General features: G+C 70.1%; 22 protein-coding genes, 2 tRNA genes and 1 pseudogene. 12 read left to right on the top strand and 13 right to left on the bottom strand.

Features of this window, described 5'->3' with window-relative positions; translation table 11 throughout:
• Window positions 1-143: 143 nt before the first annotated feature.
• Window positions 144-692, bottom strand: coding sequence for a DNA-binding protein (locus ACIPSJ_RS17285; protein WP_359211490.1), 549 nt, complete (start codon window positions 690-692; stop codon window positions 144-146).
• Between the two features lie 142 nt (window positions 693-834).
• Between ACIPSJ_RS17285 and ACIPSJ_RS17290 the strand changes: the two genes are divergently transcribed.
• Window positions 835-907, top strand: a tRNA-Ala gene (locus tag ACIPSJ_RS17290).
• A 131-nt stretch (window positions 908-1,038) separates the two neighbouring features.
• Here the strand turns inward: ACIPSJ_RS17290 and ACIPSJ_RS17295 are convergent.
• A complete protein-coding gene (locus tag ACIPSJ_RS17295) occupies window positions 1,039-1,734 on the bottom strand; it encodes a DUF5324 family protein (RefSeq protein ID WP_355712438.1) in 696 nt (231 codons plus the stop codon).
• Between the two features lie 328 nt (window positions 1,735-2,062).
• Here ACIPSJ_RS17295 and ACIPSJ_RS17300 point away from each other — a divergent pair, with 328 nt between their 5' ends.
• Together ACIPSJ_RS17300 and ACIPSJ_RS17305 are read left to right on the top strand one after the other, a co-directional pair.
• Complete coding sequence (locus tag ACIPSJ_RS17300) at window positions 2,063-2,596, top strand: peptidylprolyl isomerase (protein WP_359211487.1); 534 nt, start codon at window positions 2,063-2,065, stop codon at window positions 2,594-2,596.
• A gap of 95 nt (window positions 2,597-2,691) precedes the next feature.
• Complete coding sequence (locus tag ACIPSJ_RS17305) at window positions 2,692-3,591, top strand: rhomboid family intramembrane serine protease (RefSeq protein WP_359211483.1); 900 nt, start codon at window positions 2,692-2,694, stop codon at window positions 3,589-3,591.
• A 264-nt stretch (window positions 3,592-3,855) separates the two neighbouring features.
• Here the strand turns inward: ACIPSJ_RS17305 and crgA are convergent, their stop codons facing one another.
• The gene (gene crgA / locus ACIPSJ_RS17310; RefSeq protein WP_359211480.1) at window positions 3,856-4,110 is read right to left on the bottom strand and encodes a cell division protein CrgA; all 255 of its coding nucleotides are present in this window, start codon (window positions 4,108-4,110) and stop codon (window positions 3,856-3,858) included.
• Between the two features lie 152 nt (window positions 4,111-4,262).
• Here crgA and ACIPSJ_RS17315 point away from each other — a divergent pair, with 152 nt between their 5' ends.
• Genes ACIPSJ_RS17315 through ACIPSJ_RS17340 form a run of 6 tightly spaced genes read left to right on the top strand, consistent with a single transcriptional unit; the run spans window position 4,263 to window position 8,417 of the window.
• Window positions 4,263-5,051, top strand: a complete 789-nt coding sequence (locus tag ACIPSJ_RS17315) for a DUF881 domain-containing protein (protein ID WP_401346581.1) — start codon at window positions 4,263-4,265, stop codon at window positions 5,049-5,051.
• A gap of 24 nt (window positions 5,052-5,075) precedes the next feature.
• The gene (locus tag ACIPSJ_RS17320) at window positions 5,076-5,762 is read left to right on the top strand and encodes a class E sortase (RefSeq protein ID WP_401346583.1); all 687 of its coding nucleotides are present in this window, start codon (window positions 5,076-5,078) and stop codon (window positions 5,760-5,762) included.
• Between the two features lie 52 nt (window positions 5,763-5,814).
• Window positions 5,815-5,976 (top strand): hypothetical protein, encoded by a 162-nt coding sequence (locus tag ACIPSJ_RS17325; protein ID WP_355712426.1) that lies wholly within the window; start codon window positions 5,815-5,817, stop codon window positions 5,974-5,976.
• Window positions 5,973-6,611, top strand: a complete 639-nt coding sequence (locus ACIPSJ_RS17330) for an aminodeoxychorismate/anthranilate synthase component II (protein ID WP_355712424.1) — start codon at window positions 5,973-5,975, stop codon at window positions 6,609-6,611. The genes ACIPSJ_RS17325 and ACIPSJ_RS17330 overlap by 4 nt, the downstream gene beginning before the upstream one ends.
• A complete protein-coding gene (locus ACIPSJ_RS17335; RefSeq protein WP_401346586.1) occupies window positions 6,608-7,648 on the top strand; it encodes a class E sortase in 1,041 nt (346 codons plus the stop codon). Before ACIPSJ_RS17330 ends, ACIPSJ_RS17335 begins: the two co-directional genes overlap by 4 nt.
• Window positions 7,649-7,667: 19 nt before the next feature.
• Window positions 7,668-8,417: a class E sortase gene (locus tag ACIPSJ_RS17340; RefSeq protein ID WP_401346588.1), complete on the top strand. Its 750-nt coding sequence runs from the start codon at window positions 7,668-7,670 to the stop codon at window positions 8,415-8,417.
• A gap of 162 nt (window positions 8,418-8,579) precedes the next feature.
• Here the strand turns inward: ACIPSJ_RS17340 and ACIPSJ_RS17345 are convergent.
• Window positions 8,580-8,954 (bottom strand): annotated as a pseudogene (locus ACIPSJ_RS17345) (restriction endonuclease); the annotation flags it as partial.
• Here ACIPSJ_RS17345 and ACIPSJ_RS17350 point away from each other — a divergent pair.
• Window positions 8,862-9,218 carry a hypothetical protein gene (locus ACIPSJ_RS17350; RefSeq protein WP_401346590.1) on the top strand — a complete coding sequence of 119 codons (357 nt, stop codon included), beginning with the start codon at window positions 8,862-8,864 and terminating at the stop codon, window positions 9,216-9,218. The pseudogene ACIPSJ_RS17345 and the gene ACIPSJ_RS17350 overlap by 93 nt on opposite strands.
• A gap of 434 nt (window positions 9,219-9,652) precedes the next feature.
• On the opposite strand, the gene pknB is transcribed toward ACIPSJ_RS17350, so the two are convergent.
• From pknB to ACIPSJ_RS17380, 6 genes are all read right to left on the bottom strand, one after another.
• A complete protein-coding gene (gene pknB, locus ACIPSJ_RS17355) occupies window positions 9,653-11,632 on the bottom strand; it encodes a Stk1 family PASTA domain-containing Ser/Thr kinase (RefSeq protein WP_359211461.1) in 1,980 nt (659 codons plus the stop codon).
• Window positions 11,633-11,801: 169 nt separating this feature from the next.
• Complete coding sequence (locus tag ACIPSJ_RS17360) at window positions 11,802-13,286, bottom strand: penicillin-binding protein 2 (RefSeq protein WP_359211458.1); 1,485 nt, start codon at window positions 13,284-13,286, stop codon at window positions 11,802-11,804.
• Window positions 13,283-14,725 carry an FtsW/RodA/SpoVE family cell cycle protein gene (locus tag ACIPSJ_RS17365; RefSeq protein ID WP_355712410.1) on the bottom strand — a complete coding sequence of 481 codons (1,443 nt, stop codon included), beginning with the start codon at window positions 14,723-14,725 and terminating at the stop codon, window positions 13,283-13,285. The genes ACIPSJ_RS17360 and ACIPSJ_RS17365 overlap by 4 nt, the downstream gene beginning before the upstream one ends.
• 27 nt (window positions 14,726-14,752) lie before the next feature.
• Complete coding sequence (locus ACIPSJ_RS17370) at window positions 14,753-16,312, bottom strand: Stp1/IreP family PP2C-type Ser/Thr phosphatase (protein WP_355712536.1); 1,560 nt, start codon at window positions 16,310-16,312, stop codon at window positions 14,753-14,755.
• 98 nt (window positions 16,313-16,410) lie between these two features.
• Window positions 16,411-16,932 carry an FHA domain-containing protein gene (locus ACIPSJ_RS17375; RefSeq protein ID WP_046727648.1) on the bottom strand — a complete coding sequence of 174 codons (522 nt, stop codon included), beginning with the start codon at window positions 16,930-16,932 and terminating at the stop codon, window positions 16,411-16,413.
• A gap of 10 nt (window positions 16,933-16,942) precedes the next feature.
• Window positions 16,943-17,818 (bottom strand): DUF3662 and FHA domain-containing protein, encoded by an 876-nt coding sequence (locus tag ACIPSJ_RS17380; protein WP_359211453.1) that lies wholly within the window; start codon window positions 17,816-17,818, stop codon window positions 16,943-16,945.
• Between the two features lie 386 nt (window positions 17,819-18,204).
• Between ACIPSJ_RS17380 and ACIPSJ_RS17385 the strand changes: the two genes are divergently transcribed.
• Together ACIPSJ_RS17385 and ACIPSJ_RS17390 are read left to right on the top strand one after the other, a co-directional pair.
• Window positions 18,205-18,291 (top strand) — tRNA-Leu (locus ACIPSJ_RS17385).
• Between the two features lie 200 nt (window positions 18,292-18,491).
• Window positions 18,492-19,424 (top strand): NAD(P)H-binding protein, encoded by a 933-nt coding sequence (locus ACIPSJ_RS17390; RefSeq protein WP_401346593.1) that lies wholly within the window; start codon window positions 18,492-18,494, stop codon window positions 19,422-19,424.
• 219 nt (window positions 19,425-19,643) lie between these two features.
• Here ACIPSJ_RS17390 and ACIPSJ_RS17395 read toward each other — a convergent pair whose 3' ends face one another.
• From ACIPSJ_RS17395 to ACIPSJ_RS17405, 3 genes are all read right to left on the bottom strand, one after another.
• Window positions 19,644-21,911 carry a SpoIIE family protein phosphatase gene (locus tag ACIPSJ_RS17395; protein ID WP_401346595.1) on the bottom strand — a complete coding sequence of 756 codons (2,268 nt, stop codon included), beginning with the start codon at window positions 21,909-21,911 and terminating at the stop codon, window positions 19,644-19,646.
• 165 nt (window positions 21,912-22,076) lie between these two features.
• Complete coding sequence (locus tag ACIPSJ_RS17400; protein ID WP_401346598.1) at window positions 22,077-24,548, bottom strand: FtsX-like permease family protein; 2,472 nt, start codon at window positions 24,546-24,548, stop codon at window positions 22,077-22,079.
• Window positions 24,542-25,405 carry an ATP-binding cassette domain-containing protein gene (locus tag ACIPSJ_RS17405; protein ID WP_401346600.1) on the bottom strand — a complete coding sequence of 288 codons (864 nt, stop codon included), beginning with the start codon at window positions 25,403-25,405 and terminating at the stop codon, window positions 24,542-24,544. The genes ACIPSJ_RS17400 and ACIPSJ_RS17405 overlap by 7 nt, the downstream gene beginning before the upstream one ends.
• Window positions 25,406-25,550: the final 145 nt, after the last annotated feature.

Below are 25,550 nucleotides of genomic sequence, written 5' to 3' on the forward strand. Positions count from 1 at the left end.
CTCGGGTCCCCCCTGCCACCCCCTTGCCTGTTACCCCCCTTGCTTCCCCCGGATGAGCGATACGACCCCTCTCGCGTGCCCCCGTTGCCAGAGCCTTGCCCCGCCCGGTCCACCGGACCCCCTCCGGTGTGCCGGGCCGCGGCTCAGCTCTGGTGGGACTGGTAGTGCGTGACCGCGTCCGAGGTACGGCCGGCGCCGTACACCCGGAGGAACTCCGCCAGCTCCGGATGGGTCGCGGCGAGAGTGTCGGCCGCGTCGATGATGTCGCCCGCGGCGGCCACCGAGCGCAGCAGCGACTGGATCTCGCGGACCACCCGCTTGACCGTCGGCGCTCCCGAACCGCTCGTCGTCTGCGTGGTGTTGCTGAGCACCGAGCCCCCCTGGGACTTCTTGATCTCGTCCATCCGCTCGGTCGCCTCGGCCGCGCTCACGCTGCCGTCCGCGACCTGCGCCGACAGGTCCTGGAGCAGCTGCACCCGCTGGACCACGGCCGGGTTGCCGATCTTCGCCCGCTGGCCGCTCATCAGCTGCGACAACATGGGCGCGGACAGTCCGAGGACCGCCGCCAGACGAGCCTGGTTCAGCCCCAGGTCGTCGATGAGCTTACGGAAGAGCGCCCCCAACGGCTCTCCGTACCAGTTCCGCTGCAGCTCCCGCGCTCTGGCGGTGGCTTCCTGCTGTGCGGCGTCCATTGCGTCTCCCCATCGCTTCCCCAAAAAATCCACGGTTCGCTACAGCGAACCTCGTCGAGCATCTTACGGAGCGTGGTCATCCGGGGGGACCCCCAATCTTTTTGCGAGGTACGGGGGGTGACCCGGTACTCTGTTGAGCGCCGGGGCCTTAGCTCAGTTGGTAGAGCGCCGTCTTTGCATGGCGGATGTCAGGGGTTCGACTCCCCTAGGCTCCACAACAAAACCCCCTGACCTGCGGAAACGCGGTCAGGGGGTTTCTCTGTTCATGCCGGTTCAGGTCGGTTCATGCCGGTGGTTTCACGTGGAACAGCGGGCCGGTTCCACGTGAAACATGGAACGCGACCGGTCAGCGCTTCTTGCCGTCCCGGTTCGCCCGCTCCTCGGCCTCCTTGGCCTGGACCTCGGGATCGAGCGGGGAACTGCCGTCCACCGAGCCCAGGCGGCCCCCGTCGGGGACCTCCGTGGCCGCGGGCGGCTCGACCAACCAGTCGGGATTGGCCTGCTTGTCCCACCACTTCCAGGCCGCGAGGCCCGCACCGGCCAGCAGACCGAACACGGCGAACGCCTTGAACGCACGGCCGCACGCCGACCGCCGCTGGTTCCGGCGGGCCAGCTTCTCGATGTCCTCCGCCGAGACATTGCCACGCAGCGCCGCCAACGCGGCGGCACCCCGGGCCGAGGCCTCCTCACGGACCGGCCCCGCCGCCGCCACGGCCTGCTCGATCCTCGGACGCGAGTAGTCGGCCGCCTGCCGCGCGGCCTTGCGGGTCAGATCCGCGGCATCGTGCGCGGCCTGGTCCACCTTCGGCGGCACATGCGTGCGAGCCTGCTCCAGACGCGGCACGAGACGGGCGTCGTACTGGACGCGGGCCTGCTCAGCAGCCTGCGACACCACGGGCGCGAGCCGTACGCGTGCCTCCTGCGCGTAGTACGCGGCACGCTCCTTGGCCGTGTCGGCGTAGGGCGCCACCGCTTCCGCGGCGTGCCGCACGCTGTCCTTCGCCGAACTGGTCGCGGCGCGCACGCTCTCTTTGCGGGTCACGGGTTTCCTCCTCCTCGGTGGCGTACGGTATTTCGACTTTCCACCCTTTTAGGGATCATGCCTGCCAACGGGCCGGGCGGCGCGCGAGGGCGGGCATACGGGTGCAACCAGAGCTAAGAGGGGCTTGTCGACGACAATGCCACGGATCGGCGCCGCGCGCCCCCGGCCGGACGAGGTGACTCCGCCGGGTTTCGGCAAGCGATTCGTGAGGATGTCCGCCGGCAGCCCGCAGCCGGGCCACAGAGCCGCCGCACCGTGCGAGGATCGTGCCGTCCAAGCCAGCACCGGGTTACACCCGGACGCACATGAGCACAACGGAAGGCGGACCGTGGCCGAGCAGCTCTACGCCACTCTGAAGACCAGCCTCGGCGACATCGAGGTCCGGCTTTTCCCGAACCACGCCCCCAAGACCGTCAAGAACTTCGTCGAGCTCGCCCTCGGCGAGCGCGAGTGGACCGACCCGGCCACCGGCACCGTCTCCGCCACCCCCCTCTACGACGGCACCGTCTTCCACCGCGTGATCAGCGGCTTCATGATCCAGGGCGGCGACCCGCTCGGCACCGGCATCGGCGGCCCCGGCTACAAGTTCGAGGACGAGTTCCACCCCGACCTGCGCTTCGACCGCCCCTACCTGCTCGCCATGGCCAACGCCGGCCCACGCACCAACGGCTCGCAGTTCTTCATCACGGTCAACCCCGCACCCCACCTCAACCGCAAGCACACCATCTTCGGCGAGGTCACCGACGCGGACAGCCAGAAGGTCGTGGACAAGATCGCCTCCGTCGCCGTCAGCGGCCCGAACAAGCGGCCCGAGAAGGACGTCGTCGTCGAGACGGTGCTCGTCGAGAAGCGCGAGAACTGAAGGCCCCGGACAGACCCCCGAAGGGAACCAAACGCCCCGCCCGTCCGTAAGGATGTGCGGGGCACAATGGTGACCACCACGAGCGAGGGGACCCCATGGAGGACCAGGCGGCAGGCAGCGCGCGCGACGCCCACAGCCTGCCCATGTGCTACCGGCACCCGGACCGCGAGACCGGCGTGCACTGCACCCGGTGCGAGCGCCCCATCTGCCCCGAGTGCATGGTCAGTGCCTCCGTGGGCTTCCAGTGCCCCGAATGCGTCCGCGGCACCACCCCCGGCCAGAGCGGCCCGCCCCCCGCCGCCGCCCAGCCCCGCACCATCGCCGGCGGCACCATCACCGCCGACCCCCGGCTGCTCACCAAGATCCTGATCGGGATCAACATCGCCGTCTTCCTGATCCAGCTCTCCGTCGGCGACAGCTTCACCAACCGCTTCGACCTGATCGGCCAGGCCTGGTTCCCGCAGTACGGCGATGTCGAGGGCATCGCCCAGGGCCAGTACTACCGAATGCTGACCTCGATGTTCCTGCATGACAGCTCGAACTACATGCACATCGTGTTCAACATGCTCAGCCTGTGGTGGATCGGCGGCCCGCTGGAGGCCGCGCTCGGCCGCGCCCGCTACCTCACGCTCTACCTCGTCTCCGGACTGGCCGGCAGCGCGCTCACCTACCTGCTCGCCGCCCAGAACCAGCCCTCGCTCGGCGCGTCCGGCGCGATCTTCGGCCTCTTCGGCGCGACCGCGGTGCTCATCCGCCGGCTGAACTACGACATGCGGCCGATCATCGCCCTGCTGGTGATCAACCTCATCTTCACCTTCAGCGGCGGGATCGCCTGGCAGGCCCACATCGGCGGCCTGGTCGCCGGTGTCATCACCGGGTACGCGATGGTGCACGCCCCGCGCGAGCGGCGGAACCTCATCCAGTACGGCACCTGCGCGCTGGTCCTGGTCCTGGCCGTGGTGCTCACGGTCGTCCGCACCGCCCAGCTCACCTGACCCCGATCACGGCGGCGCGCTGCACTGTTGCCGAACCGTTGTCCACAGTTCGTGGCGGATCTTGTGCACAACGTGCGTGCACAACTGTGCCCCCTCCCACTCACTTGCGTTCCCGCAGGTCAGGGAGGGGGCGAACAGTTTTACGGCGAGTGTTGTGGTAGTCGTACCGGCGTCAACGCCTGGCGGGTTATCCACAGATCGTCTTCTTTTCCCCAGGTCCATACACAGGCCTGTGGATAACTCAGCGGATAACCCTGGGCAGAGCTACTTCCACTGCGTGGAGACGCCGAAGCCGGCCGCGATGAAGCCGAAGCCCACGACGATGTTCCAGTTGTCGAGGCTGTCGATCGGCAGTGAACCGTCGGTCACATAGAAGACGACGATCCAGGCCAGCCCGATGAGGAACATGGCCAGCATCACCGGCGCGACCCAGGCTCGGTTGTTCAGCTTGAGGGTGGTCGCCTGCTTCGCCGGGGGCGGCGTGTAGTCGGCCTTCTTGCGGATACGTGACTTCGGCACGAGGGTCTCTCCTGTCGATGCGCTGCGTGGCCGCGCAGGTAACTGGGTCGGGCTCGGGGCAGCGTACAAGGGGACAGTAAGGGCAGACTGAGCGCTCCCCCGGGCGTCCGTTAGCGTAGTGCTTCCGTGGCGCTGAAGGAGATAAGGGTACGTTGAGCAATTCTGCCGACTCCAACGCGACCGGATCAACGGGTGCGGCCCCGGCCCGCAAGGGCGGCTTCCGGCCGGTGCGGATTCTCACCGTGGGTGTCTTCGCCCTCGCCGGTCTTCTCTTCTTCACCAGCTTCAACACGGCCAAGGGCACCGACATCCGCTCGGACGACAACCTGCTGAAGCTGTCCGACCTGATCCAGGAGCACAGCCGCAAGAACAAGGAGCTGGACGAGTCCAACGCGAGCACCCGTGACCAGAACGAGAAGCTCGCGAAGCGCGACGACGGCTCCACCAAGGCCGAGGACGACAAGCTGACCGGGCTGGAGAAGGACGCCGGCACGCGGAAGCTGACCGGCAGGGCGATCACCGTCACCCTCAACGACGCCCCGCCGAACGCCACCGCCAAGCTGCCCGGCTATCCCGAGCCGCAGCCCGACTACCTGGTCATCCACCAGCAGGACCTGCAGGCCGTGGTGAACGCCCTCTGGCAGAGCGGCGCCCAGGGGATCAAGGTCATGGACCAGCGGCTGATCTCCACCAGCGCCGTGCGCTGTGTGGGCAACACCCTGATCCTCCAGGGCCGCGTCTACTCACCGCCGTACAAGATCCAGGCGGTCGGGGACCCCGCGAAGATGCAGCAGGCGCTCGCGGACTCGGAGGCCATCCAGAACTACATGGTGTACGTCAACGTCTACGGTCTCGGCTGGAAAGTCACCGAGGACGGGACGGTGACTCTGCCGGGTTACTCGGGCACAGTGGATCTGCACTACGCGAAGCCCGTGGAGTAAGCAGCTCGGCCTTTGGAGCCGCCGGTGCGCGTGATCGTCAGGACCGTCAGCGAGCTCTGCATCACCGTCGGCACGCTCATAGTGCTCTTTGTCGTGTATGTGCTGTTCTGGACCGGTGTGAAGGCCGACAGCGTGATGCACGACCAGATCAACCAGTTACAGCGCCAGTGGTCGGACAGCGCCGCCGTCCACCCCACGGCCGGGGCCTCCGCGGCCGCCCCCGCCGAGCCGGCCGCGTACCACTACGGCAGGCCTTTCGCGATCATGTACATCCCGCGGTTCGGTTTCACGTGGAACAAGCCGGTCCTGGAGGGCACGGGGACCGATGTGCTGAAGAAGGGCCTCGCCCACTACGCCCGCACCGCCCGGCTCGGCCAGGAGGGCAACTTCGCGGTCGCCGGCCATCGGCGCACGTACGGTGACCCGTTCCTCGACTTCCCGAAGCTGCGGGTGGGGGACGCGATCGTACTGACGGACGGGACGACCTGGTTCACGTATCGGATCGACAAAGGCCCCTACAAAACAGTTCCGACGGACGTTGAAGTGATCGACCCTGTGCCACGTAAGTCGGGGTATACGCGTCCGGGGCGCTATCTCACGCTGACCACGTGCGATCCGGAATGGGGGCACAGCCATCGGCTGATCGTCTGGGCGCACTTGGACTCCACACAGCCTGTGGAGGCAGGCAAACCCAAGGCGCTGCGCCGTTAGTCTGGTGCAGTACGGCGGGATTCTGGTGCCGTGGTGGAACGGAAGGGACGGCATGTACGGCTGGATCTGGCGGCATCTGCCGGGGAACGCGTGGGTGAGGGCGTTGATCTCACTCGTGCTGGTCCTGGCCGTGATCTACGTCCTCTTCCAGTACGTCTTCCCCTGGGCCGAACCGCTGCTGCCCTTCAACGATGTGACGGTGGACAACCAGTGAGCGCGCGGATTCTCGTCGTCGACAACTACGACAGCTTCGTCTTCAACCTGGTCCAGTACCTGTACCAGCTGGGCGCCGAGTGCGAGGTGCTGCGCAACGACGAGGTGTCGACGGCGCATGCCCAGGACGGCTTCGACGGCGTTCTCCTGTCGCCGGGTCCCGGGACACCGGAGGAGGCCGGTGTGTGTGTGGACATGGTCCGCCACTGCGCGGCCACGGGCGTTCCGGTCTTCGGTGTCTGTCTCGGCATGCAGTCGATGCAGGTGGCGTACGGCGGTGTGGTGGACCGGGCGCCCGAGCTGCTGCACGGGAAGACCTCGCTGGTGGAGCACGAGGGCCGGGGGGTCTTCGCGGGGCTGCCCACGCCCTTCACCGCGACCCGCTACCACTCGCTGGCCGCCGAGCCGGCGACGGTGCCGGCCGAGCTGGAGGTGACCGCCCGTACGCACGACGGGATCATCATGGGGCTGCGCCACCGTGAACTCCCGGTGGAGGGTGTGCAGTTCCACCCGGAGTCGGTGCTGACCGAGCACGGGCACCGGATGCTGGCCAACTGGCTGGTGGAGTGCGGTGACCAGGGGGCCGTGGCGAGGTCGGTGGGGCTCGCCCCGGTGGTGGGCAGGGCCACGGCGTGACCGCGCTGCGCCCGGAGCGCGAGACCGATACCTCGTACGGGGATCAGTCGTACGGGGGCTCCGGCGCGCTCGGCGAGACGGCGTACCTTCCACCGGTCGGGGAGTCCACGGCGTATCTGCCGCCGATCGACGAGGAGACCGTCGCCCTGCGGATCCCTGATCCGCCGCCCATATCGGCTTCTGCGGGCACAGCAGCCTCTTCCGCCACCAGAGTCCCAGGTGGCGGTCGCGCGGCCCGCAGAAAGGCCGCCAAGCGTCGCGGTGGCCGCCATGGTGGCGCATCGGAGACGGCGCCTCAGGAGAGCCAGGCGTCGGGACGTCCGCTGTCCCGGGTGGAGGCCCGGCGCCGGGAGCGGTTGCGCAAGCCCTCGCCGGCCGTCGTGGCGAGCCGGGCGATAGGCGAGGTGTTCATCACCACCGGCGTGCTGATGCTGCTGTTCGTCACGTACCAGCTGTGGTGGACGAACGTGCGCGCCCACGCGCAGGCGGGCAGCGAGGCCAGCAGTCTCCAGAAGGACTGGGCGAGCGGCAAGCGGGCGCCGGGTGTCTTCGCGCCCGGGCAGGGCTTCGCCATCCTGCACATCCCGAAGCTGGATGTGGTGGCGCCGATCGCCGAGGGTGTCAGCAACAAGAAGGTCCTCGACAAGGGCATGGTGGGCCACTACGGCGAGGGCGCGCTGAAGACCGCGATGCCGCAGGACAAGACCGGTAACTTCGGGCTGGCCGCGCACCGCAACACGCATGGCGAACCGTTCCGGTACATCAACAAGCTGGTGGCCGGTGACGCGGTCGTGGTGGAGACGCAGGACGAGTACTTCGTGTACAAGGTGACGTCGATGCTTCCGGTGACGGCGCCCAGCAATGTGAGTGTGCTGGACCCGATTCCGAAGGGGTCGGGCTTCACCAAGGCGGGCCGCTACATCACGCTCACCACCTGCACGCCGGAGTTCACCAGCAAGTACCGGTTGATCGTCTGGGGCAAGATGGTCGAGGAGCGCCCGCGCAGCAAGGGCAAGCCGGACGCGCTCGTCGAGTAAGGGCAGAGGCAGAGGAACAGTGGCAGCGACCGCCGACGACACCGAAGACCAGACCGACGCGCCGGACGCGGCTCCCGTACCGGGCCGTCGGCCGATCGGCCGGATCGCGACGGCGGTCAGCGTCTTCGGTGAACTCCTGATCACGGCGGGTCTGGTGCTCGGCCTGTTCGTCGTCTACTCCCTGTGGTGGACGAACGTCGTCGCCGACCGCAAGGCCGACCGGGAGGGCGACAAGGTCCGTGACACCTGGGCCCAGCAGGACACCGGTCCCGGCGCGCTGAACACGAAGAACGGCATCGGTTTCCTGCACGTCCCCTCGATGAGGAACGGCGAGGTGCTGGTCGAGAAGGGCACGTCGACGGACGTCCTCAACGACGGCGTCGCCGGCTACTACACGGACCCCGCCAAGGCCGCCCTTCCCACCACCGGCAAGGCCGGCAACTTCACCCTCGCCGCGCACCGCGACGGCCACGGTGCCAAGTTCCACAACATCGACAAGGTGAAGGTGGGCGACCCGGTCGTCTTCGAGACCCGGGACGACTGGTACGTCTACAAGGTCTACGACATCCTCCCCGAGACCTCGAAGTACAACGTCAAGGTCCTCTCCCAGATCCCCAAGGAGTCCGGCAAGACCAAGCCGGGCCACTACATCACCCTCACGACCTGCACCCCGGTCTACACGAGCCGCTACCGGTACGTGGTGTGGGGCGAGCTGGTGCGGGTGCAGAAGGTGGACAGCAAGCGGACCCCGCCGAAGGAGCTGGGCTGACAGCCCCTCTTGTCTCGGGGTTACCTCAGACCCTTGAGCGGTGCCCCGGCGCTCCACGCCTCCAGCTCGTCGCGGTCGACCATGGTGACGCCACTCAGTTTGGATGGCCTGGGCTTCGCTGCTGAAGTGACAGGTGGCGACGAAGAGGGCGACATCCACGCAGTCGACGGCTCGTGCGGCACCGGCGAATTTCTGCATGTCGGCGCTGCGGACAGAGCGGCGACTGGTGTGGTTCTTGCACTGGACGGCCACGGTGCGTCCGTCGGCGGTGCGGGCTGTGACGTCGATGCCCCGGTCCTTGTGCGCCTGACGTACGACGACGTCCGTGCAGCCGTCCCGCCGCAGAAGATCGGCGACGTGTCGTTCGAGTGCTTGCCAGGTCATCCCCTTGAGCGCCGGGGCGACTCCTGAGGCGCGTCCTTCCTCCAGGAAGCTGATGCGCCGGTGGTGCTGGCACAGCCTGCGTTCCACGTGTTCGATGTCCTGCCGGAGCTCGCGGCGATGCCCGCCCGACGATTCGATCAGGGTGTTGAACATCGGGACGACGGTCTTGCCGAGGATGTGGGTGATGCGCTGGTCGATGCGGTCGTCGAGGGCCTGGAGGTCGGCCGGGGCGGAGTTTTCCACAGGCTGTGTCCGGGCCAGGTACTCCATGTCGAGAAGGTAGACACGCACCTGACGTGCGACTTCGCTCTCGCGGAGGAGCATGGCGACGTTGAGGACTGCTCGGCGGGAGAAGAGCGCGAGGGACGCGGTGCGCGACTGAATCCCACTGAGTTCCTTAAAGGAGCTCAGTTCTGAACCTGTCAAAACTTGGTAGCCATTGGCATCCAGTTCTGGGCGGTGGTCGAGTACGAGAGAACGGATGGCTTTGATGCCCACCTGAAAGTAGGTCGCCACCATCGCCGTGGTCACATGCATCCCGTCCGGCAGCAGTGACAGCGCCTTTACCCGGTCGAGCACGTCGGTGCGGTCCAGCACGCTGCTGCGCAGGGTCTGGGACTCCAGCAGAGCTGTTTGGCCGATCATGTTCTGCCCCCTTGTTCGTCGTGGCCGTACGGCCGGGGCGGCGAACAGAGTCCCCACCCCACCCGATCAACGAGGGAGGGCAGGCGAGGGCACGATCGATGAGGGAACTCACGTGCGGGATTCGTGGGTCTGGGAAAGGGCGGAGCCCCGGTGCCCTTCCGAGGGAAGGACGCCGGGGCTCCGTTGTGGCGATCGGGGCGTCGGCCTCAGCCGCTGGTGCCGCCGAAGAAGGTGGTGCCGCCGTTGTTCCCGCCGTTGTTGCCGTTGCCGACGCTCACGGTGGTGAGGGTGATCGTCGTGCTGCCGGGGTCGTTGACGCCGGTGTTGGCCTGGGGGTCCTGGCTGGCGACGATCGCGTTGTCGCTGGAGTCGCCGTTCACCTGGATGTTGGTGAAGCCGGATGCCTGCAGGGTCTGCCTGGCCTGCTTCAGGGTCTGGGTGACCACGCTCGGCACGGCCGTCTGCTGCTTGGCCTTGCCGATCTGGATGTTGACCGTGGAGTCCTTGTCGACCTGGGTGCCGGCCTGCGGGTCGGTCGAGACGACCTTGCCGACCAGGTTGGCGTCGTCGGTCTCCACCTCGGAGCAGTTGCCGGTGAGGTTGTTGGCCGTCATCTGCGCCTTGGCCTCGTCACAGGTCTTGCCGCTGACGTCGGGGACCGTGGACTTCTCCTCGGCCTTGGCGACCTCGAGGGTGATGGTCGAGCCCTTCTCCTTCTCCGTGCCCGGGTCGGGGTTCTGGCTCAGGACCGTGCCCTCGGACTGGGAGGAGACGGTCTTGGTGATCTTGACCTTGAAGCCCTTGTTCTCCAGCTGAGTGGTGGCGTCGTCGACGTTCTTGCCGATCACGTTGTCCACCGCGACCTTCGGCGCCCCCGTCGAGACGACGAGGTTGACGGTGGAGTCCTTCTTGACGGCGGTGTTGGCGGCCGGGTCCTGGGAGCAGATGTTGCCCTTGGGCTGGTCGTCGCAGGTCTTCTGGGTGAACGCCAGTTTGAGGCCGATGTTGGTCGCCATCTGTTTGGCGGTCTTCTCGGTCTGTCCGACGAAGGTCGGCGTCTGGACCGTGTCGTTCCCGGCTCCGCCGCCGCCGAAGGCCCACTTGCCGATCAGGATGGCGCCGACCAGGACCAGGACGCCGGCGACGATCAGGAGGATCGTGGAGGTGTTGTTCTTCTTCTGCTGGCGGCGGCGGTCGGGGCGGTCGTCGTAGCCGTAGCCGCCGTCGTCCGGGTTCATGGGCGGGAGCATGGTGGTCGCGCCGGCGTCGGCGCGCAGTGCGGTGGTCGCCTGGTCGTCCGGGTAGCCGTAGCCGACCGAGCCCATGGCCGCGGTGGCCGCGACGGGCTGGCCGTCGAGGCAGGCCTCGATGTCGGCGCGCATCTCGTCCGCGGACTGGTAGCGGTAGTTCGGGTCCTTGACCAGGGCCCGGAGGACGATGGCGTCCATCTCCGGGGTGATCTCGGGGTCGAACACCGATGGGGGCTGCGGTTCCTCGCGGACGTGCTGGTAGGCGACGGCCACCGGGGAGTCGCCCACGAAGGGCGGTCGTACCGTCAGCAGCTCGTAGAGGAGGCAGCCGGTCGAGTAGAGGTCCGAGCGGGCGTCGACCTGTTCGCCCTTGGCCTGCTCGGGAGACAGGTACTGGGCGGTGCCGATCACGGCCGCCGTCTGGGTCATCGTCATGCCGGAGTCGCCCATGGCGCGGGCGATGCCGAAGTCCATCACCTTGACCTGGCCGTTGCGCGTCAGCATGACGTTCGCGGGCTTGATGTCACGGTGGACGATGCCGCTGCGGTGCGCGTACTCCAGGCCCTGGAGGATGCCGATGGTCATTTCCATCGCGCGTTCGGGCAGGAGCTTGCGTCCGGAGTGGAGCAGTTCGCGCAGGGTCGAGCCCTCCACGTACTCCATGACGATGTACGGGATCGAGACCCCGTCGATGTAGTCCTCGCCCGTGTCGTAGACCGCGACAATCGCGGGGTGGTTGAGCGAGGCGGCCGACTGAGCCTCCCGGCGGAACCGGGCCTGGAAGGACGGATCACGCGCGAGGTCCACGCGGAGCGTCTTCACGGCCACCGCTCGACCGAGCCGCGTGTCATGCGCGAAGTAGACCTCCGCCATGCCACCACGGCCGAGCACGTGGCCCAGCTCGTACCGGCCGCCGAGGCGACGCGGCTCTTCCATAGCTACCTACCAGCCCTCTCCGTCGGTCCCGGCCGCCACGGGTGTGTGGCCGGAGGCTGCCGTCCGGGCCTACCGTACCCGGCTGTGTTTGTGTGACCTGGCCAAGCCCGTAACCCGATACAGGACCGGTATCGCAACGTGCACCGATGTGAAGGGAACGTGATCGGGCTCACTTCTTGGAGTCGATGACCGCCTCCATCACGCTCTTCGCGATCGGGGCCGCGAGGCCGCCGCCGGAGATGTCGTCACGGTTGGCCTGATCGTCCTCGATCACCACGGCGACGGCGACGGGCTTGCTGCCGTCGGGGAGCTTGGCGTACGAGATGAACCAGGCGTAGGGGTTCTCGCTGTTCTCCACACCGTGCTGGGCGGTGCCGGTCTTGCCGCCGACGGTGACGCCGTTGATCTGCGCGTTCGTACCCGTGCCCTGCTTGACGACCGTCTCCATCATGGACTGGAGGATCTGGGCGTTGTCGGAGGAGAGCGGCTGGCTCAGCTCCTCGGGCTCGGTCTGCGAGATGGTGTCGACGCTCGACGACTGGAGCTTGTCGATCATGTACGGCTTCATCAGCTTGCCGTCGTTGGCGACCGCGGAGGCGACCATGGCCATCTGCAGCGGGGTCGCGGCGGTGTTGAACTGGCCGATCGAGGACAGCGCGGTCTGCGACTGGTTCATGTTGTCGGAGAAGACCGAGGCGCTGGAGCGGACCGGGGTGAACTGCTCCTCGTCGAAGCCGAACTTCTTGGCCTCGGCGAGCATCTTGTCGTTGCCGAGGTCGGCGCCGATCTTGCCGAAGACGGTGTTGCAGGAGTACCGCAGCGCGATCCGCATGGTCGCGTTCTTGCAGGGGATGCTGCCCTCGTTCTTCAGCTCGGTGGTGGTGCCGGGCATGACGTAGGGCAGCGGTGACTTGGTGGCCTCGTCCGCGGAGGTGTAGAGCCCGTTCTGCAGCGCGGCCGCGGCGGTGACCACCTTGAAGGTGGAGCCCGGCGGGTAGGTCTCGCGCAGTGCCCGGTTGAGCATCGGGTCGTTCGGGTCGTACTTCTTCTGCAGCTTCTTCCAGGCCGCCGCGTCGGTGTTCGAGTTGCCCGCGAAGACCGAGGGGTCGTACGACGGGTAGGAGGCGAGGGCCAGGATCTTGCCGGTGGAGGGGTCCAGGGCGACGACGGCGCCCTTGCCGCCCTGCTTCTTCAGCCCGTTGTAGGCGGCGCTCTGGGCGGCCGCGTTCAGGGTGGTGACGACGTTGCCGCCCTGCTTCTGCTTGCCCGTGATCATGTCCAGGGTGTTGCGGAAGAAGAGCCGGTCGTCGTCGCCGGTGAGGATGCCGTCCTCCAGGGACTCCAGCTGGTTGGAGCCGAAGGCCTGGGAGGCGTAGCCGGTGACGGGGGCCCACATGGGGCCGTCCTTGTAGGTGCGCTTGTACTTCAGGTCGTTGAGGCCGGAGGAGCCGGACGCCGTGGACCCGGTGATCGGGTTGCCGTCGACGATGATGTCGCCGCGCGGGGTGGAGTAGCGGGCGATGGTGACGCGGCGGTTCTTCGGGTCCGTCTTCAGGGTGTCGGCCTTGACGTACTGGAGCCAGTTGTCCCGTAGCAGCAGGGTGAGGACCAGCAGTCCGCAGAAGAGCGCGATCCGGCGCAGGGGCTTGTTCATGACGGGCGGACCACCTGGGTCATCTCGGCGTCGGGGTTGCCGGCGGGGGCGGGCGCCGGGCGGCGTGCGGTGTCGCTGATTCTGATGAGGATGCCGATCAGCGCCCAGTTGGCGAGTACGGAGGAACCGCCGTAGGCCATGAACGGCATGGTCATACCGGTCAGCGGGATGAGTCCCATGACACCGCCGGCGACGACGAAGACCTGAAGGGCGAAGGCTCCGGACAGGCCGATGGCGAGCAGCTTGCCGAAGGGGTCGCGGGCGGCGAGGGCGGTGCGGACGCCGCGCTCCACGATCAGGCCGTAGATCAGCAGGATCGCCATGATGCCGGCGAGGCCCATTTCCTCGCCGAAGGTGGCGAGGATGAAGTCGGAGTTGGCGGCGAACCGGATGAGGTCGGAGTGGCCCTGGCCGAGGCCGGTGCCGAGGGTGCCGCCGGAGCCGAAGGCCCACAGCGCCTGCATGGACTGCTCGGAGTGGCCGGCCACGCCCTGCTGGCTGAGCGTGTACTCCTTCATCGGGTCGAGCCAGGCCTGGACGCGCTGCTGGACGTGCGGTTCGAAGCTGGCCACGCCGACGGCGCCGGCCGCGGACATCAGCAGACCGAAGACGATCCAGCTGGTCCGCTCGGTGGCGACGTACAGCATGATGACGAACATTCCGAAGAACAGCAGCGAGGTACCGAGGTCGGTCTCGAAGACCAGGATGAGGATCGACATGAGCCAGACGACCAGGATGGGTCCGAGGTCGCGGCCGCGCGGCAGGTACAGGCCGATGAAGCGGCGGCTGGCCAGGGCCAGGGCGTCGCGCTTGACCATGAGGTAGCCGGCGAAGAAGATCGCCAGGGCGATCTTCGCGAACTCACCGGGTTGCAGGGAGCCGAGTCCCGGCACCCGGATCCAGATCTTGGCGCCGTAGATGTTGGCGCCGAGGCCGGGCACCAGCGGCAGGACGAGCAGTACCAGCGCGCCGAACATCGAGATGTAGGTGTAGCGCTGCAGGACGCGGTGGTCCTTGAGGAAGATCAGTACGACGACGAACAGCGCGATGCCGAGCGCGGTGTAGAGCAGCTGGCGGGGTGCGGCCTGGAAGTAGTTGGGCAGTGATTGCAGCAGCTTCGACTGGTCGAGCCGCCAGATGACCACCAGTCCGAGGCCGTTGAGCAGCGTGGCCAGGGGCAGCAGCAGCGGATCGGCGTACGCGGCGAACTTGCGCACGGCGAGATGGGCGACGCCGGCCATCAGGCCGAGGCCCAGGCCGTAGCTGAGCAGGCCCGCGGGGATCTTGTCGTCGATGGCCAGGCCCACGTTGGCGTAGGCGAACACCGGGATGACGACGGCGAACACCAGGAGCGCCAGTTCGGTGTTGCGGCGGCTGGGTGCGCCGATGGCACCGATCGTGGACGTGTGGTGTGTCGAACTGTTGGTAGTACTGCTCATGGTGTGACAGGGCCTCTCACGGCTTGCCTACTGCTTACCGCACAGCGAGACGACCTTCTGCTCATCCTCCGAGAGGGTGGGGCCGGGGCTGGGGGTCGCTGAGGGGGACGGGGACGGTGACGCCGTGGAGGACGCCGAGTTCGAAGGGCTTGGCGAGGCCTTGGACGTGAGAGAGGTCTTGGTGGTTCCCGTGGTGCCGCCGGCCTCGCCCTGGCCGGTCTTGGAGTTGGTCTTGGACTCGGCGGCGGTGCGCTCCGACTCCTTCTTGCAGGCGGACGCCTGCACGGCCAGTTCCTGGACCTTCGACTGGGCGTCGGTGAGACCGCCCTCGGCGATGGTGGCCTTGACCTGCTTCTGCTGGTACGGCGGCAGGTACTTGAGTTCGATCTCGGGGTGGTCCTTCTCCACCTTCGACAGCGACACCCAGGCCAGGTCCTGACTGATGCCCTGGTACAGCGCGATGTGCTCGCCGTTGGCGCCGACGTAGTACTGCGTCTGCGTCCAGCGCCAGCCGCCGTACAGGCCCCCGCCGATGACGGCGAGGGCGAGCACGCTGAAGAAGGATCTCTTCAGCCACTTCCGGCCCGTGCGGGGCTTCACGAAGTCGTCGTCGGTGTAGTCGCCGAAGCTGCCCGCCGGGACGTACCCGGTGGTGTCGCCGGAGCCGGGCGGGCCGAACTCGCCGCCTCCGCCGTGCCCCTGGCGGCCGAGGTTGGCGGCCCGGCCGGCCGGGGTCTGCATGAAGCCGTTGTCGTGCAGGTGCTGCTGGTTCTCCGCGACGGCGCCGACCACGACCGGGGTGTCGGAGAGCTGCCCCGCGAGGGTGTCGCCGGTGTCCAGGTCGAGGACGTCCGCGATGATGACGGTGATGTTGTCGGGGCCGCCGCCGCGCAGCGCGAGCTGGATCAGCTCCTGCACGGTCTCCTGCGGGCCCTGGTAGCTGGCGAGGGTCTCCTCCAGGGTCTGGTGGGAGACCACCCCGGAGAGGCCGTCGGAGCAGATCAGGTAGCGGTCGCCGGCGCGGACCTCGCGGATGGAGAGATCGGGTTCGACGTGTTCGCCGCTGCCCAGCGCGCGCATCAGCAGGGAGCGCTGCGGGTGGGTGGTGGCTTCCTCTTCGGTGATCCGGCCCTCGTCGACGAGCCGCTGCACCCAGGTGTGGTCCTGGGTGATCTGGGTGAGCACGCCGTCACGGAGCAGGTACGCGCGGGAGTCGCCGACGTGCACCAGGCCGAGGCGCTGGCCGGTCCACAGCAGGGCGGTGAGGGTGGTCCCCATGCCCTCCAGCTGCGGGTCCTCCTCGACCATGGCGCGCAGCTGGTCGTTGGCCCGCTGCACGGCGTGGCCGAGGGAGGTGAGGATGTCGGAGCCCGGCACGTCGTCGTCGAGCGTGACCAGGGTGGAGATCACCTCGGAGGAGGCGACCTCACCGGCGGCCTGGCCGCCCATGCCGTCGGCGATGGCGAGCAGGCGGGGACCGGCGTAACCGGAGTCCTCGTTGCCCTCCCGGATCATGCCTTTGTGCGATCCGGCGGCGAAGCGCAGTGACAGACTCATGCGCACCTCGCCCGTCGGCTCCGGGTACATCCGCACGGTGCCCACCCTCCGGTCGGGAGCGCGCGAAGGACCGGCGTCCGGTCCGCCGCCGCGTGCTCGCTCCGCTCGCGCCTACTCATGATGTAGCACTACTTCCGCAGCTCGATGACGGTTTTGCCGATGCGGATCGGTGCGCCCAGCGGGATCGGTGTGGGAGTCGTCAGCCGGGACCGGTCCAGGTACGTGCCGTTCGTCGACCCGAGGTCCTCGACGATCCACTGGCCGTCGCGGTCCGGGTAGATCCTGGCATGGCGGCTGGAGGCGTAGTCGTCGTCCAGCACGATCGTGGAGTCGTGGGCGCGGCCCAGGGTGATGGTCTGGCCCTGGAGCGCGACCGTCGTCCCCGTCAGGGTTCCCTCGCTCACGACCAGCTTGCTGGGGGCGTTGCGCCGCCGGCCGCCGCTCGCGGGCTGCTGGCCGCGCTGCTGCGGGGGCGCGGCCTGCTGCCGGGCGGCCGGCTGCTGCCGGCGTCCTTCTTCCCTACGCGATCCGCGCTGGGTGACGCGCGTACCGAACAGGTCGCTGCGGATGACCTGCACGGCCACGATCACGAACAGCCACAGTACGGCCAGGAAACCCAGCCGCATGACCGTGAGGGTCAGCTCTGACATTGCCCCCGCTTCACCCTTCGGCTTGCCGGTAAATGATGGTGGTGCTGCCCACGACGATCCGCGAGCCGTCGCGGAGCGTAGCGCGGGTGGTGTGCTGCCCGTCCACCACGATGCCGTTGGTGGACCCGAGATCCTGGATCGTCGAGGGCGTTCCGGTCCGGATCTCGCAGTGCCGGCGGGAGACGCCGGGGTCGTCGATCCGCACGTCGGCCTCGGTGCTGCGGCCCAGCACGAGCGTCGCGCGGGAGATCTGGTGGCGGGCGCCGTTGATCTCGATCCAGTAGCGGGTACGGGAGCCGGGCGCCGGGGCGCCGACCGGTCCGGAGGGACCGGCGGGCCGCTGGCCGGCGGGGGGCGGGTAGCCGTAGCCGCCGGGGCGCTGCGGGGCGCCGGGCGGCGGTGCGCTCGGCATCGGCGGGGCCGCGGCGCCGCCGGCCTGCGGCTGGCCGTAGCCGCCGGGGCGCTGCGGGGCGCCGCCCGCGGGTGCGCGCTCCGGGGCCTGCTGGCTGCTGGAGGAGGCGAGCGTGCGGCTGCGCACCCGGTACAGGCCGGTGTCGAGGTCGTCGGCCTTCTCCAGGTTGACCTTGATCGGCCCCATGAAGGTGTAGCGCTGCTGCTTGGCGTAGTCGCGGACCATCCCGGCGAGCTCGTCGCCGAGCTGCCCGGAGTAGGGGCTGAGGCGCTCGAAGTCGGGGGCGCTCAGCTCCACGATGAAGTCATTGGGTACGACGGTCCGGTCCCGGTTCCAGATGGTCGCGTTGTTGTCGCACTCGCGCTGCAGCGCTCCGGCGATCTCCACGGGCTGGACCTCGGACTTGAACACCTTCGCGAAGGTGCCGTTGACCAGACCTTCGAGACGCTGCTCGAACTTCTTCAGGACTCCCACAGGGCACCTCCTCTGTCGCCTTGCCCGTACTGCGGCTGCTTCCGTCACCGCTCACTGATCGTATCTACGCGTCCGGCAATCAGCCGGTTCCCCGAGCGGCCCTCCTTCGAACTCCTCGGCGGGCTCCTCTTGCCATGGATCGTAGAGGTGGGGCACGACCAGTGTCCCGCACCTGACTGTGGACCCGATCCGTCTCCTGGAGAGATGGGCTGGACCGGTACGAGGTTGATACGTGACCGCCGACTGCTCGGTACGCGGGCGTCGGGTGAGCGCTGCCCAGGCATAAGTGATGTGAACCCACCCTGCCCCACGTGCTAGTGTTCTCGATGTCGGAAGGGGCCAGCCCAAAGGAAACAACGGGCCGGGAGCCGGAAGACACACCCAATGCGCGGGTGGCGGAATAGGCAGACGCGCTGGATTCAGGTTCCAGTGCCCGCAAGGGCGTGGGGGTTCAACTCCCCCCTCGCGCACCACTGGAAGCCCCTCAGGTCCTGGACCTGGGGGGCTTCTTCGTTGTGGCCGGGGGTGTGAGGGAACGCACAGCCCGGTCGGGGCGGATGACGGCCCTGGCCCGTGAGCTATCTCACGGGTGGGGCGGGTCCTGGTGCCGGGCCGCCGGGGCTGGACGTCACCCCCGGTTGCGACCCGGCCGGGCGGATCGCAGGCTGCCCCCATGGACGAGTACAGCCCGGAAGCAGGCGTGCGGCCCGTGCTGGTGACCGGTGCCGCGGGCAGCGTCGGGGCCGTCGGCAGGACCGTGGTCCAAGGTCTGCGGCGCCGGGGCCTGCCGGTCCGTGCCCTGGTGCGCCGGGACGACGACCGGGCCCGGGCGCTGCGGGCGACGGGTGCCGACGTCGTGGTCGGCGATCTGACGCGGGCCCGGGATGTCGCCGACGCCCTCGACGGCTGCGGGCGGATGTATTTCGGCATGGCGGTCTCGGCGGAGTATCTGCTGGCCGCCGTGACCACGGCGACGGTCGCGCGCGCCTACGGAGGGCTGGAGGTGTTCGTGAACATGTCGCAACTGACCGTCTCCGAGATGGACGCCACCCGCGGCTCCGAGTCGCATCAGCACCGTCAGCAGTGGCTGGTCGAGCAGGTTCTCGACTGGTCGGGCCTGCCCGTGGTCGAGGTCAGGCCCACCGTCTTCCTGGAGAACCCGCTCTTCCGGGCCGTGTTCTCCTCGATCGCCGAGGACGGCACGCTCAGGTGGCCCTTCGGTGCGGCGAGGACCTCCCCGATCGCGGCCGGTGACGTCGCCGCGGCCGTCGAGGAGATCCTGGCCGATCCGGCCGGGCACATCGGCCGGACCTATGAGCTGACCGGCCCCCGGTCACAGGACGCCGCCGCCCTGGCCGCGGAGATCTCCGGTGCCCTGCACCGCACGGTCGGCCACACCGACGTCCCGTTGCGGGAATGGCTCGACGACGATCTCGGGGCGCTGGGACTGCCGGACCACGTCCTCCAGCACATCTCCACCATGGCCCGCCTGCACGCGGCCGGCCGCTACGACCGCCAGGCGGACGGCATGGCGGAGATCACCGGACGGCCCGCCACGGGGGTCGCCGACTTCGTCCGCGAGAACCCCGCGCTGTTCACCCGCTGACGACGCCTGCCGATCGGCTGTCTTGCCGTCGGGTCGTCCTGCCTCCCGGTCGTCCTGCCTCCCGGTCGTCCTGCCGTCCGGCTGTCTTGCCGTCGGGTCGTTCTGCTGTCCGGCTGTCCGGCTGTCCTGCTGCCTGGCTGTCCTGCCGTGCGTCTCCGGCCGTCCGCCCGGGCGCCGCCGCGGTCGGCCAGGGGGTCGGCCCGGGGGTCGGTCAAGGGGTCAGCTGGGGCATCGCTGGGCCCAGACCGTCTTGCCGTCGCCGTTGTAGCGGGTGCCCCAGGCGTCGGCGAGGCTGGCGATGATGAAGAGGCCGCGGCCGTCCTCGTCGATGGTGCGCGCGTGCTTGAGGTGCGGGGCGCACTCGGCCGCGTCGCTGACCTCGCAGGTCAGATGGCGGTCCAGGACGAGACGCAGCCGCAGCGGCGGGACGCCGTGGCGGATCGCGTTCCCGACGAGTTCGCTGACGATGAGCTCCGCGGTGAAGGCGTCCTCCTCCCCGATGTCCCAGGCCGCGAGCTGCCGGCGGGTGGCGGCACGGGCGAGCGGGGCCGCCCGGCTCTCCGCGGGCAGCGGCAGCACCAGCACCCGGTCGGCGGGGAACGCCTTGGCCCTGGCCAGCAGCAGGATCTTCTCCGTCTCACGGCGGTCCCGCAACGCGTACGCGATCGAGTCGCACACCTGGTCCAGTGACTGGTCCGCCGCCGCTTCGGTGAGCAGCGAGCGCACCTGCCCGGACGGCGCCAGCAGATCCTCGTTGCCGAGCGCGAGGACGCTGCCCTCGGGGAGCTCGACCGTGGTCGCGGGGAACGGGGCGTGCCCGCTGCCGGCGAGGACCGGGCCCTCCGGGACGGCCACCACGGCCGCCCGGCCGCCCGGATAGACCGCGTACGGGTCCGACAGCCCGGCCCGCACGATCGTGCAGCGCTGCTCCAGCGCGTCGTACACCGCGATCAGACAGCCGGCGGTGAGCGGCTCGGCGTGCAGGCTGTCGCCGGCCGGGAGGGCCGCGCGTTCGGCCGCGAGGCGGGCGGCGGTGTCGCTCAGCCGGGCCATCATCTCGTCCGGTTCCAGGTCCAGGGCGGCCAAGGACTGGATCACGGTGCGCAGTTGGCCCATGGTGGTGGCCGTGGCGACGCCCCGCCCGGCGACGTCGCCGAGGACCAGGGCGGTCCGGGCGCCGGCCAGCTCGATGACGTCGGACCACGCGCCGCCCCCGCCGGGCCCGGGGATGTGCAGACGCGCGAGGTCGACCGCCGAGGTCGCCCGGGGCTGCTGCGGCAGCAGCCGGCGCTTCATGGTGGCGGCGATGGTGCGCTCCCGCGTGAAACGCCGTGCGTTGTCGAGGCACAGCGCGGCGTGGGCGCACACGTCCGCCGTGAGCGCGATGTCCCGCTCCTCGAAGCGCTCCTCGGTGCCGTGCCGGTAGAAACTCACCACGCCCATCGCCTGACCGCGCAGCGCGAGCGGGGCGACGATCAGGGAGTGCACGGCAGACTGCTCGATGGCCGCCGCCCGCGCCGGGTCGGCCGACATCCAGGGGCTGTCGTGGTCCACGGGGACGAGCCTCGGCCGCAGATCGGCCAGCACCCGCGCGAACGGAGTCCCGTCGGGCAGCCGGCTCACCCCGCCCACGGGATGGGCCGACACCACCCCGCGGAAGGCGGCGCGCAGCAGCGGCACATCGCCGTCGACCGGTGCCAGGGGCGGGGTGTCGCCCCGTACGACGTCCTCGATCACCTCGACCACCGCGATCCCGCAGAACGCGGGCACGACCGCGTCGATCAGCGCCTCGCACACGGCGATCACGTCCAGGTGCTCGCCGACGCTGCCGCGCACCGCCTCCAGGATCTCCAGGCGCTGCATGGCCTGCATGCGGTCGGTGACGTCGAGGGCGAGGACGATCAGCCCCACGGTGTCCCGGCGGGCGTCCTCCAGGCGGATGTAGGAGACGGAGTAGTGCCGAGGCCCGGAACCGCCGGACGACCGGGTCCGCACGATGCGGTCCAGAGCCGGTCGCCCGGTCGCCAGGACCCGGCGGGCGACCGCGTCCTCCTCCTCGGGGGCGGCGAGATCGTAGGCGTCGGGGAACACTCCGCCGAGCAGGGCGTCCGGACGCTCCCGCTCCCGCCCGCACGCGCCGCTCGTGCGGACGATGCGCAGTTCCCGGTCGAGGACCTGGAAGATCATCGGCGAGCAGCCGGCCAGGGCCTCCAGGACGGCCGGGGTCCACCCGCAGTCGATGCCGTCCGCCGCGTGCACCTCCCACACCAGCGCGGAACCGGTGAGCACCGGCCGTACGGCCAGGCCCACCGCCGACGCGCGGAGCGCCGCCATCCCGGCCGCGCCGTCGCCCTCGCGTACCAGCTCGCCGATGTGCCTGCCCACGACCTCCTGCCGCGACCAGCCGAACGCCTCCTCGGCCGAGGCGGACCACTCGACCACCCGCCCGTTGTCGCCGACCAGCATGAACGCGCCGTCGCTGGGCATGGCAAACACCTCCACAGGGGGCACGTCCCCGGACAGGAGCCCTCCGGCGACCATCCACGGCCGTGTCCGCTTCCTCCTTATTCCTCCTTATAGTGCGCTCCCGCTCGGCGGCCTCGGCAACAGAAGGAAAGGAACAGAAGTGACAGGAGGAGGCGGCCGGGCGGGTCAGCCGGGGGACGGTGCGCCGCGCCGCAGGGTGCGGGCGGCCGGGACGACCGCCGCGGTCACGGCGAGGAGCGCGCAGGCGGTGACGGCCGCGCCGAGGGCCGGCCAGGGGAGCCGGACCGGCGCCGGCGCCGACTGCAGGCGCAGCGCCGCCGCGATGCCCGCCAGGTCCAGGCCGGCGACCAGCAGGCCCAGCAGCGCCCCCACCGCGACGACCGTGAGGGCCTCGGCGCCCACCAGTCGCAGTGCCTGCCCGCGGGTGGCGCCGGCCAGCCGGAGCAGGGCCAGTTCGCGGGTCCGGTCGGCGGTGGCCATCACCACCGTGTTGACCAGGGAGATCCCGGTGTAGAGGAGCGCGATGCCGAGGACGAGGAGGAGGCCGAGGCGGGTGGTGCGGTCGGTCCCCGGAGAGACCGCCGTGATCCACCGGTCCGCGGTACGGACCCGGCCGCCCCGCTCGCCGAGCGCCGCGCGCAGCCCGGCGGCCACCGCGGCCGGGTCCGCGCCGTCCCGCAGGGCCACGTCGACCCGGTCGACGGCCGCGCCGACCGCGTTGGCCGGGGTGACGTACACCCCGTTGTCGCCGGTGCCGGTCCGCAGCACGGCGGCGATGCGCAGGGTTCGCTCCGTGCCGTCGCCCAGCCACACCCGCACCCGTTCGCCGACGGTGTGCCGTGCCCACTCCTCGTTGACGATGATCGAGTCGTCGTCGAGGTCGGCGGTCCGGCCGGCGGCGAGCGGGAGGCGGGCGGTGGCGGCCAGCGCGGCGGGATCGGCGGCCCTGGCCCCGGACCTGATCAGGGCGACCCCGTCCTCCAGGACGTACACGGCGCTCCCCGCGCTCGCGGACACCTCGGCGCCGGGCACCGCGCGCAGCGCCCGCACCGTCTCCGCGTCGAACCCGTCCCCGCCCGGGGGCGTGACGACGAAGTCGGCGGCGGTGCGGTCGCGGACCTCGGCGGCCCGCGCCGCGTTCAGGGTCGCGGTGGTGCCGAGCAGCGAGCCGGTGAGGGCGACGGTGACCAGCACGGGTGCCGCGACGGCCGCGGTACGACGGACCGCGGCCGCCGCGTGCTCCCGCACCAGCAGGCCGCCGGCGCCCGGGAGCCGGGCCGGGGCCCAGGTGAGCAGCCGGGTCAGCGGGCGGACCGCGACGGGCGCGAGCAGGGCGACCGCGGTGATCAGCAGCATGGGCCGGGTCACATAGGTCTTGCGGTGCAACAGGTCGCCGGGCGTGCCCAGGAACAGCAGGACGGCCGAGGTCAGCAGCAGACCGGTGCCGATCGCCCAACGGGACCGGGTCATGGGCCTGTTGTCCGCGTCCGCCTCGCGCAGCGCCGCCAGCGGCCCGGTCCGGCCCGCCCGCCAGGAGGCGGCGAGCGCCCCGCACAGGGCGACCAGCAGCCCGGTCGCGAAGGCCGCGCAGTACGGCCAGGCATGCGGCCAGGCGGACGGCCACTCGTGCGGCCGGGCCTGGTCGGGGATGCGGAACCAGGCCGGGGCGAGACCGCTGTGCACCGTCCGGCGGACGAGGACGGGGGCGCCGTACCCGCCGAGCACACAGCCCGCCGCCGAGGCGACCACCCCGACCAGCAGGGCCTCGGCGAGCACCGTCCGGCGCAGCTGCCCGGGCGTCGCCCCGGCGGTGCGCAGCAGGCCGAACTCACGGCGGCGCTGGGCGACCGCGAAGGCGAACGTCGACGCCACCACGAACACCGACACGAACCCGGTGACCCCGCCTGCCGTGCCGAACAGGGCGTTCAGCGCGGTCAGCGCGGCCTGGTCGCGGCCGGGGTCCGGATCGGCGTAGCGGCGGCCGTCCCCGGTGAGGACCCGTACGCCCGGGACGTCCCGCACCGCGTTCCGTACGGCCGTCACGTCCGCGTCGACCACCAGCTGGGTGCTGCGGGGCGCCAGCCGGGCGGCCCGGGTGTCGGTGTAGAAGACGGCGTGCTCGAAGCCGCGGTCGGTGACGGTGCCGACGACCGTGACGCTGCCCTGGTCCGTGCGCAGCCGCCGGCCGGGCCGTGTCCAACTCCCGCCGACGACGACCTCGTCGGCGGTGCGGGGCGCCCGCCCCGAGACGATCTCGTACGGCGCGAACGCGGCCACCGACCAGGGGTGACCGACCAGATCACCGGGCCCGCCCGGCACCCGTACGGCGAAGGAGCGGTCGGGGGTCACCCTGCCGAGCCGCCTCAACTCGGCGACGGCGGTGGCGGGCAGGGCGCGCGGCTCGGCCAGCGGCTGGGTGCGGTCGCCGATCGGGGTGGCGACCCGCAGGGTGTCGGCGCCCCTGACGACGAGGGGAGCGGCGGCGAACCGCTCCGGGGCGCGGTCCGGAGCGTCCAGCGTGGCGGCGAGCGCCAGGCCCATCACGGTGAGCAGGGCGACGCCGAGCGCGAGCGCGACGAAACTGCCGACGAAGCCGGTCCAGCGGACGCGGAGGGTACGGAGCGCAACGCTCAGCATGGGCGGACCTGGGGCTTGGGGGTGGCCTGGGGCTTGGGGGTGGCTTTGGGCTTGGGGCGGGCGTTCGGCTTGGGGGTGGCTTTCGGCTCGGGCTGGGCTTTCGGCTCGGGCTGGGCTTTCGGTTTGGGCTCGGGTGTGGTTTCCAGCCTGTTCATGGCGGTGGCGATGGTGTCGGGGTGTGCGCCGGTGAGTTCGCCGTCGACCCGGCCGTCGACCAGGAAGACCACGCGGTCGGCGTAGGAGGCGGCGACCGGGTCGTGGGTGACCATGACGGTCGTCCGGCCCTCGCCGTCGACCATGTTCCGCAGCAGCGTGAGGACTTCGCGGCCGGTCCGGGAGTCCAGGGCGCCGGTCGGTTCGTCGCCGAACAGCACCTCGGGGCGGGTGATCAGGGCGCGGGCCAGCGCCACCCGCTGCTGCTGACCGCCGGACAGCTCGGCCGGCCGGTGCCGGGCGCGGTCGGCGAGACCGACCTGGCCGAGCACCTCGCGGACCCGGGACCGCGGCACCCGCCTGCCCGCCAGCCGCAGCGGCAGCGCCACGTTCTGCTCGGCGGTGAGCGCGGGCAGCAGGTTGTACGCCTGGAAGACGAACCCGACGCGCTCCCGGCGCAGCAGGGTCAGCCTCGTCTCGCTCAGCCCGGTCAGCTCGGTCCCGGCCAGCCGGACCGACCCGGAGGTGGGCCGGTCGAGCCCGGCGGCGCACTGCAGAAGAGTCGACTTGCCGGAGCCGGACGGGCCCATGACGGCGGTGAAGGTGCCCTCGGAGAAGTCCAGGGAGACCTGGTCGAGGGCGGTGACGGCGCCGGCTCCGGAGCCGTGTCGTCTGCTGACGGAGCGCAAGCTGAGGGCGGACATGGAACCTGGCCTCGTTTCCCCGGTGGTCGGCGGTGGTCGGCGGTGGTCGGCGGTGGTCGGCGGTGGTCGGCGGTGGCTGGCGGTTGTCGGTGATGCGGGCGATGTGGGCGATGTGGGCGAGGGCTCCACGAAACCGTCCGGGGCA

Origin of the sequence: Streptomyces sp. NPDC090088 (assembly GCF_044747345.1) — a bacterium.
Taxonomy (GTDB): Bacteria; Actinomycetota; Actinomycetes; order Streptomycetales; family Streptomycetaceae; genus Streptomyces.

Bases quoted from the DNA above. Each gene is read 5' to 3' on its own strand.
- ACIPSJ_RS17405 (WP_401346600.1), bottom strand. From the start codon at position 25,405: ATGTCCGCCCTCAGCTTGCGCTCCGTCAGCAGACGACACGGCTCCGGA.
- ACIPSJ_RS17400 (WP_401346598.1), bottom strand. From the start codon at position 24,548: ATGCTGAGCGTTGCGCTCCGTACCCTCCGCGTCCGCTGGACCGGCTTC.
- ACIPSJ_RS17370 (WP_355712536.1), bottom strand. From the start codon at position 16,312: ATGTACCCGGAGCCGACGGGCGAGGTGCGCATGAGTCTGTCACTGCGC.
- ACIPSJ_RS17360 (WP_359211458.1), bottom strand. From the start codon at position 13,286: ATGAACAAGCCCCTGCGCCGGATCGCGCTCTTCTGCGGACTGCTGGTC.
- ACIPSJ_RS17390 (WP_401346593.1), top strand. From the start codon at position 18,492: ATGGACGAGTACAGCCCGGAAGCAGGCGTGCGGCCCGTGCTGGTGACC.
- ACIPSJ_RS17365 (WP_355712410.1), bottom strand. From the start codon at position 14,725: ATGAGCAGTACTACCAACAGTTCGACACACCACACGTCCACGATCGGT.
- ACIPSJ_RS17285 (WP_359211490.1), bottom strand. From the start codon at position 692: ATGGACGCCGCACAGCAGGAAGCCACCGCCAGAGCGCGGGAGCTGCAG.
- pknB (WP_359211461.1), bottom strand. From the start codon at position 11,632: ATGGAAGAGCCGCGTCGCCTCGGCGGCCGGTACGAGCTGGGCCACGTG.
- ACIPSJ_RS17375 (WP_046727648.1), bottom strand. From the start codon at position 16,932: ATGTCAGAGCTGACCCTCACGGTCATGCGGCTGGGTTTCCTGGCCGTA.
- ACIPSJ_RS17305 (WP_359211483.1), top strand. From the start codon at position 2,692: ATGGAGGACCAGGCGGCAGGCAGCGCGCGCGACGCCCACAGCCTGCCC.
- ACIPSJ_RS17395 (WP_401346595.1), bottom strand. From the start codon at position 21,911: ATGCCCAGCGACGGCGCGTTCATGCTGGTCGGCGACAACGGGCGGGTG.
- ACIPSJ_RS17325 (WP_355712426.1), top strand. From the start codon at position 5,815: ATGTACGGCTGGATCTGGCGGCATCTGCCGGGGAACGCGTGGGTGAGG.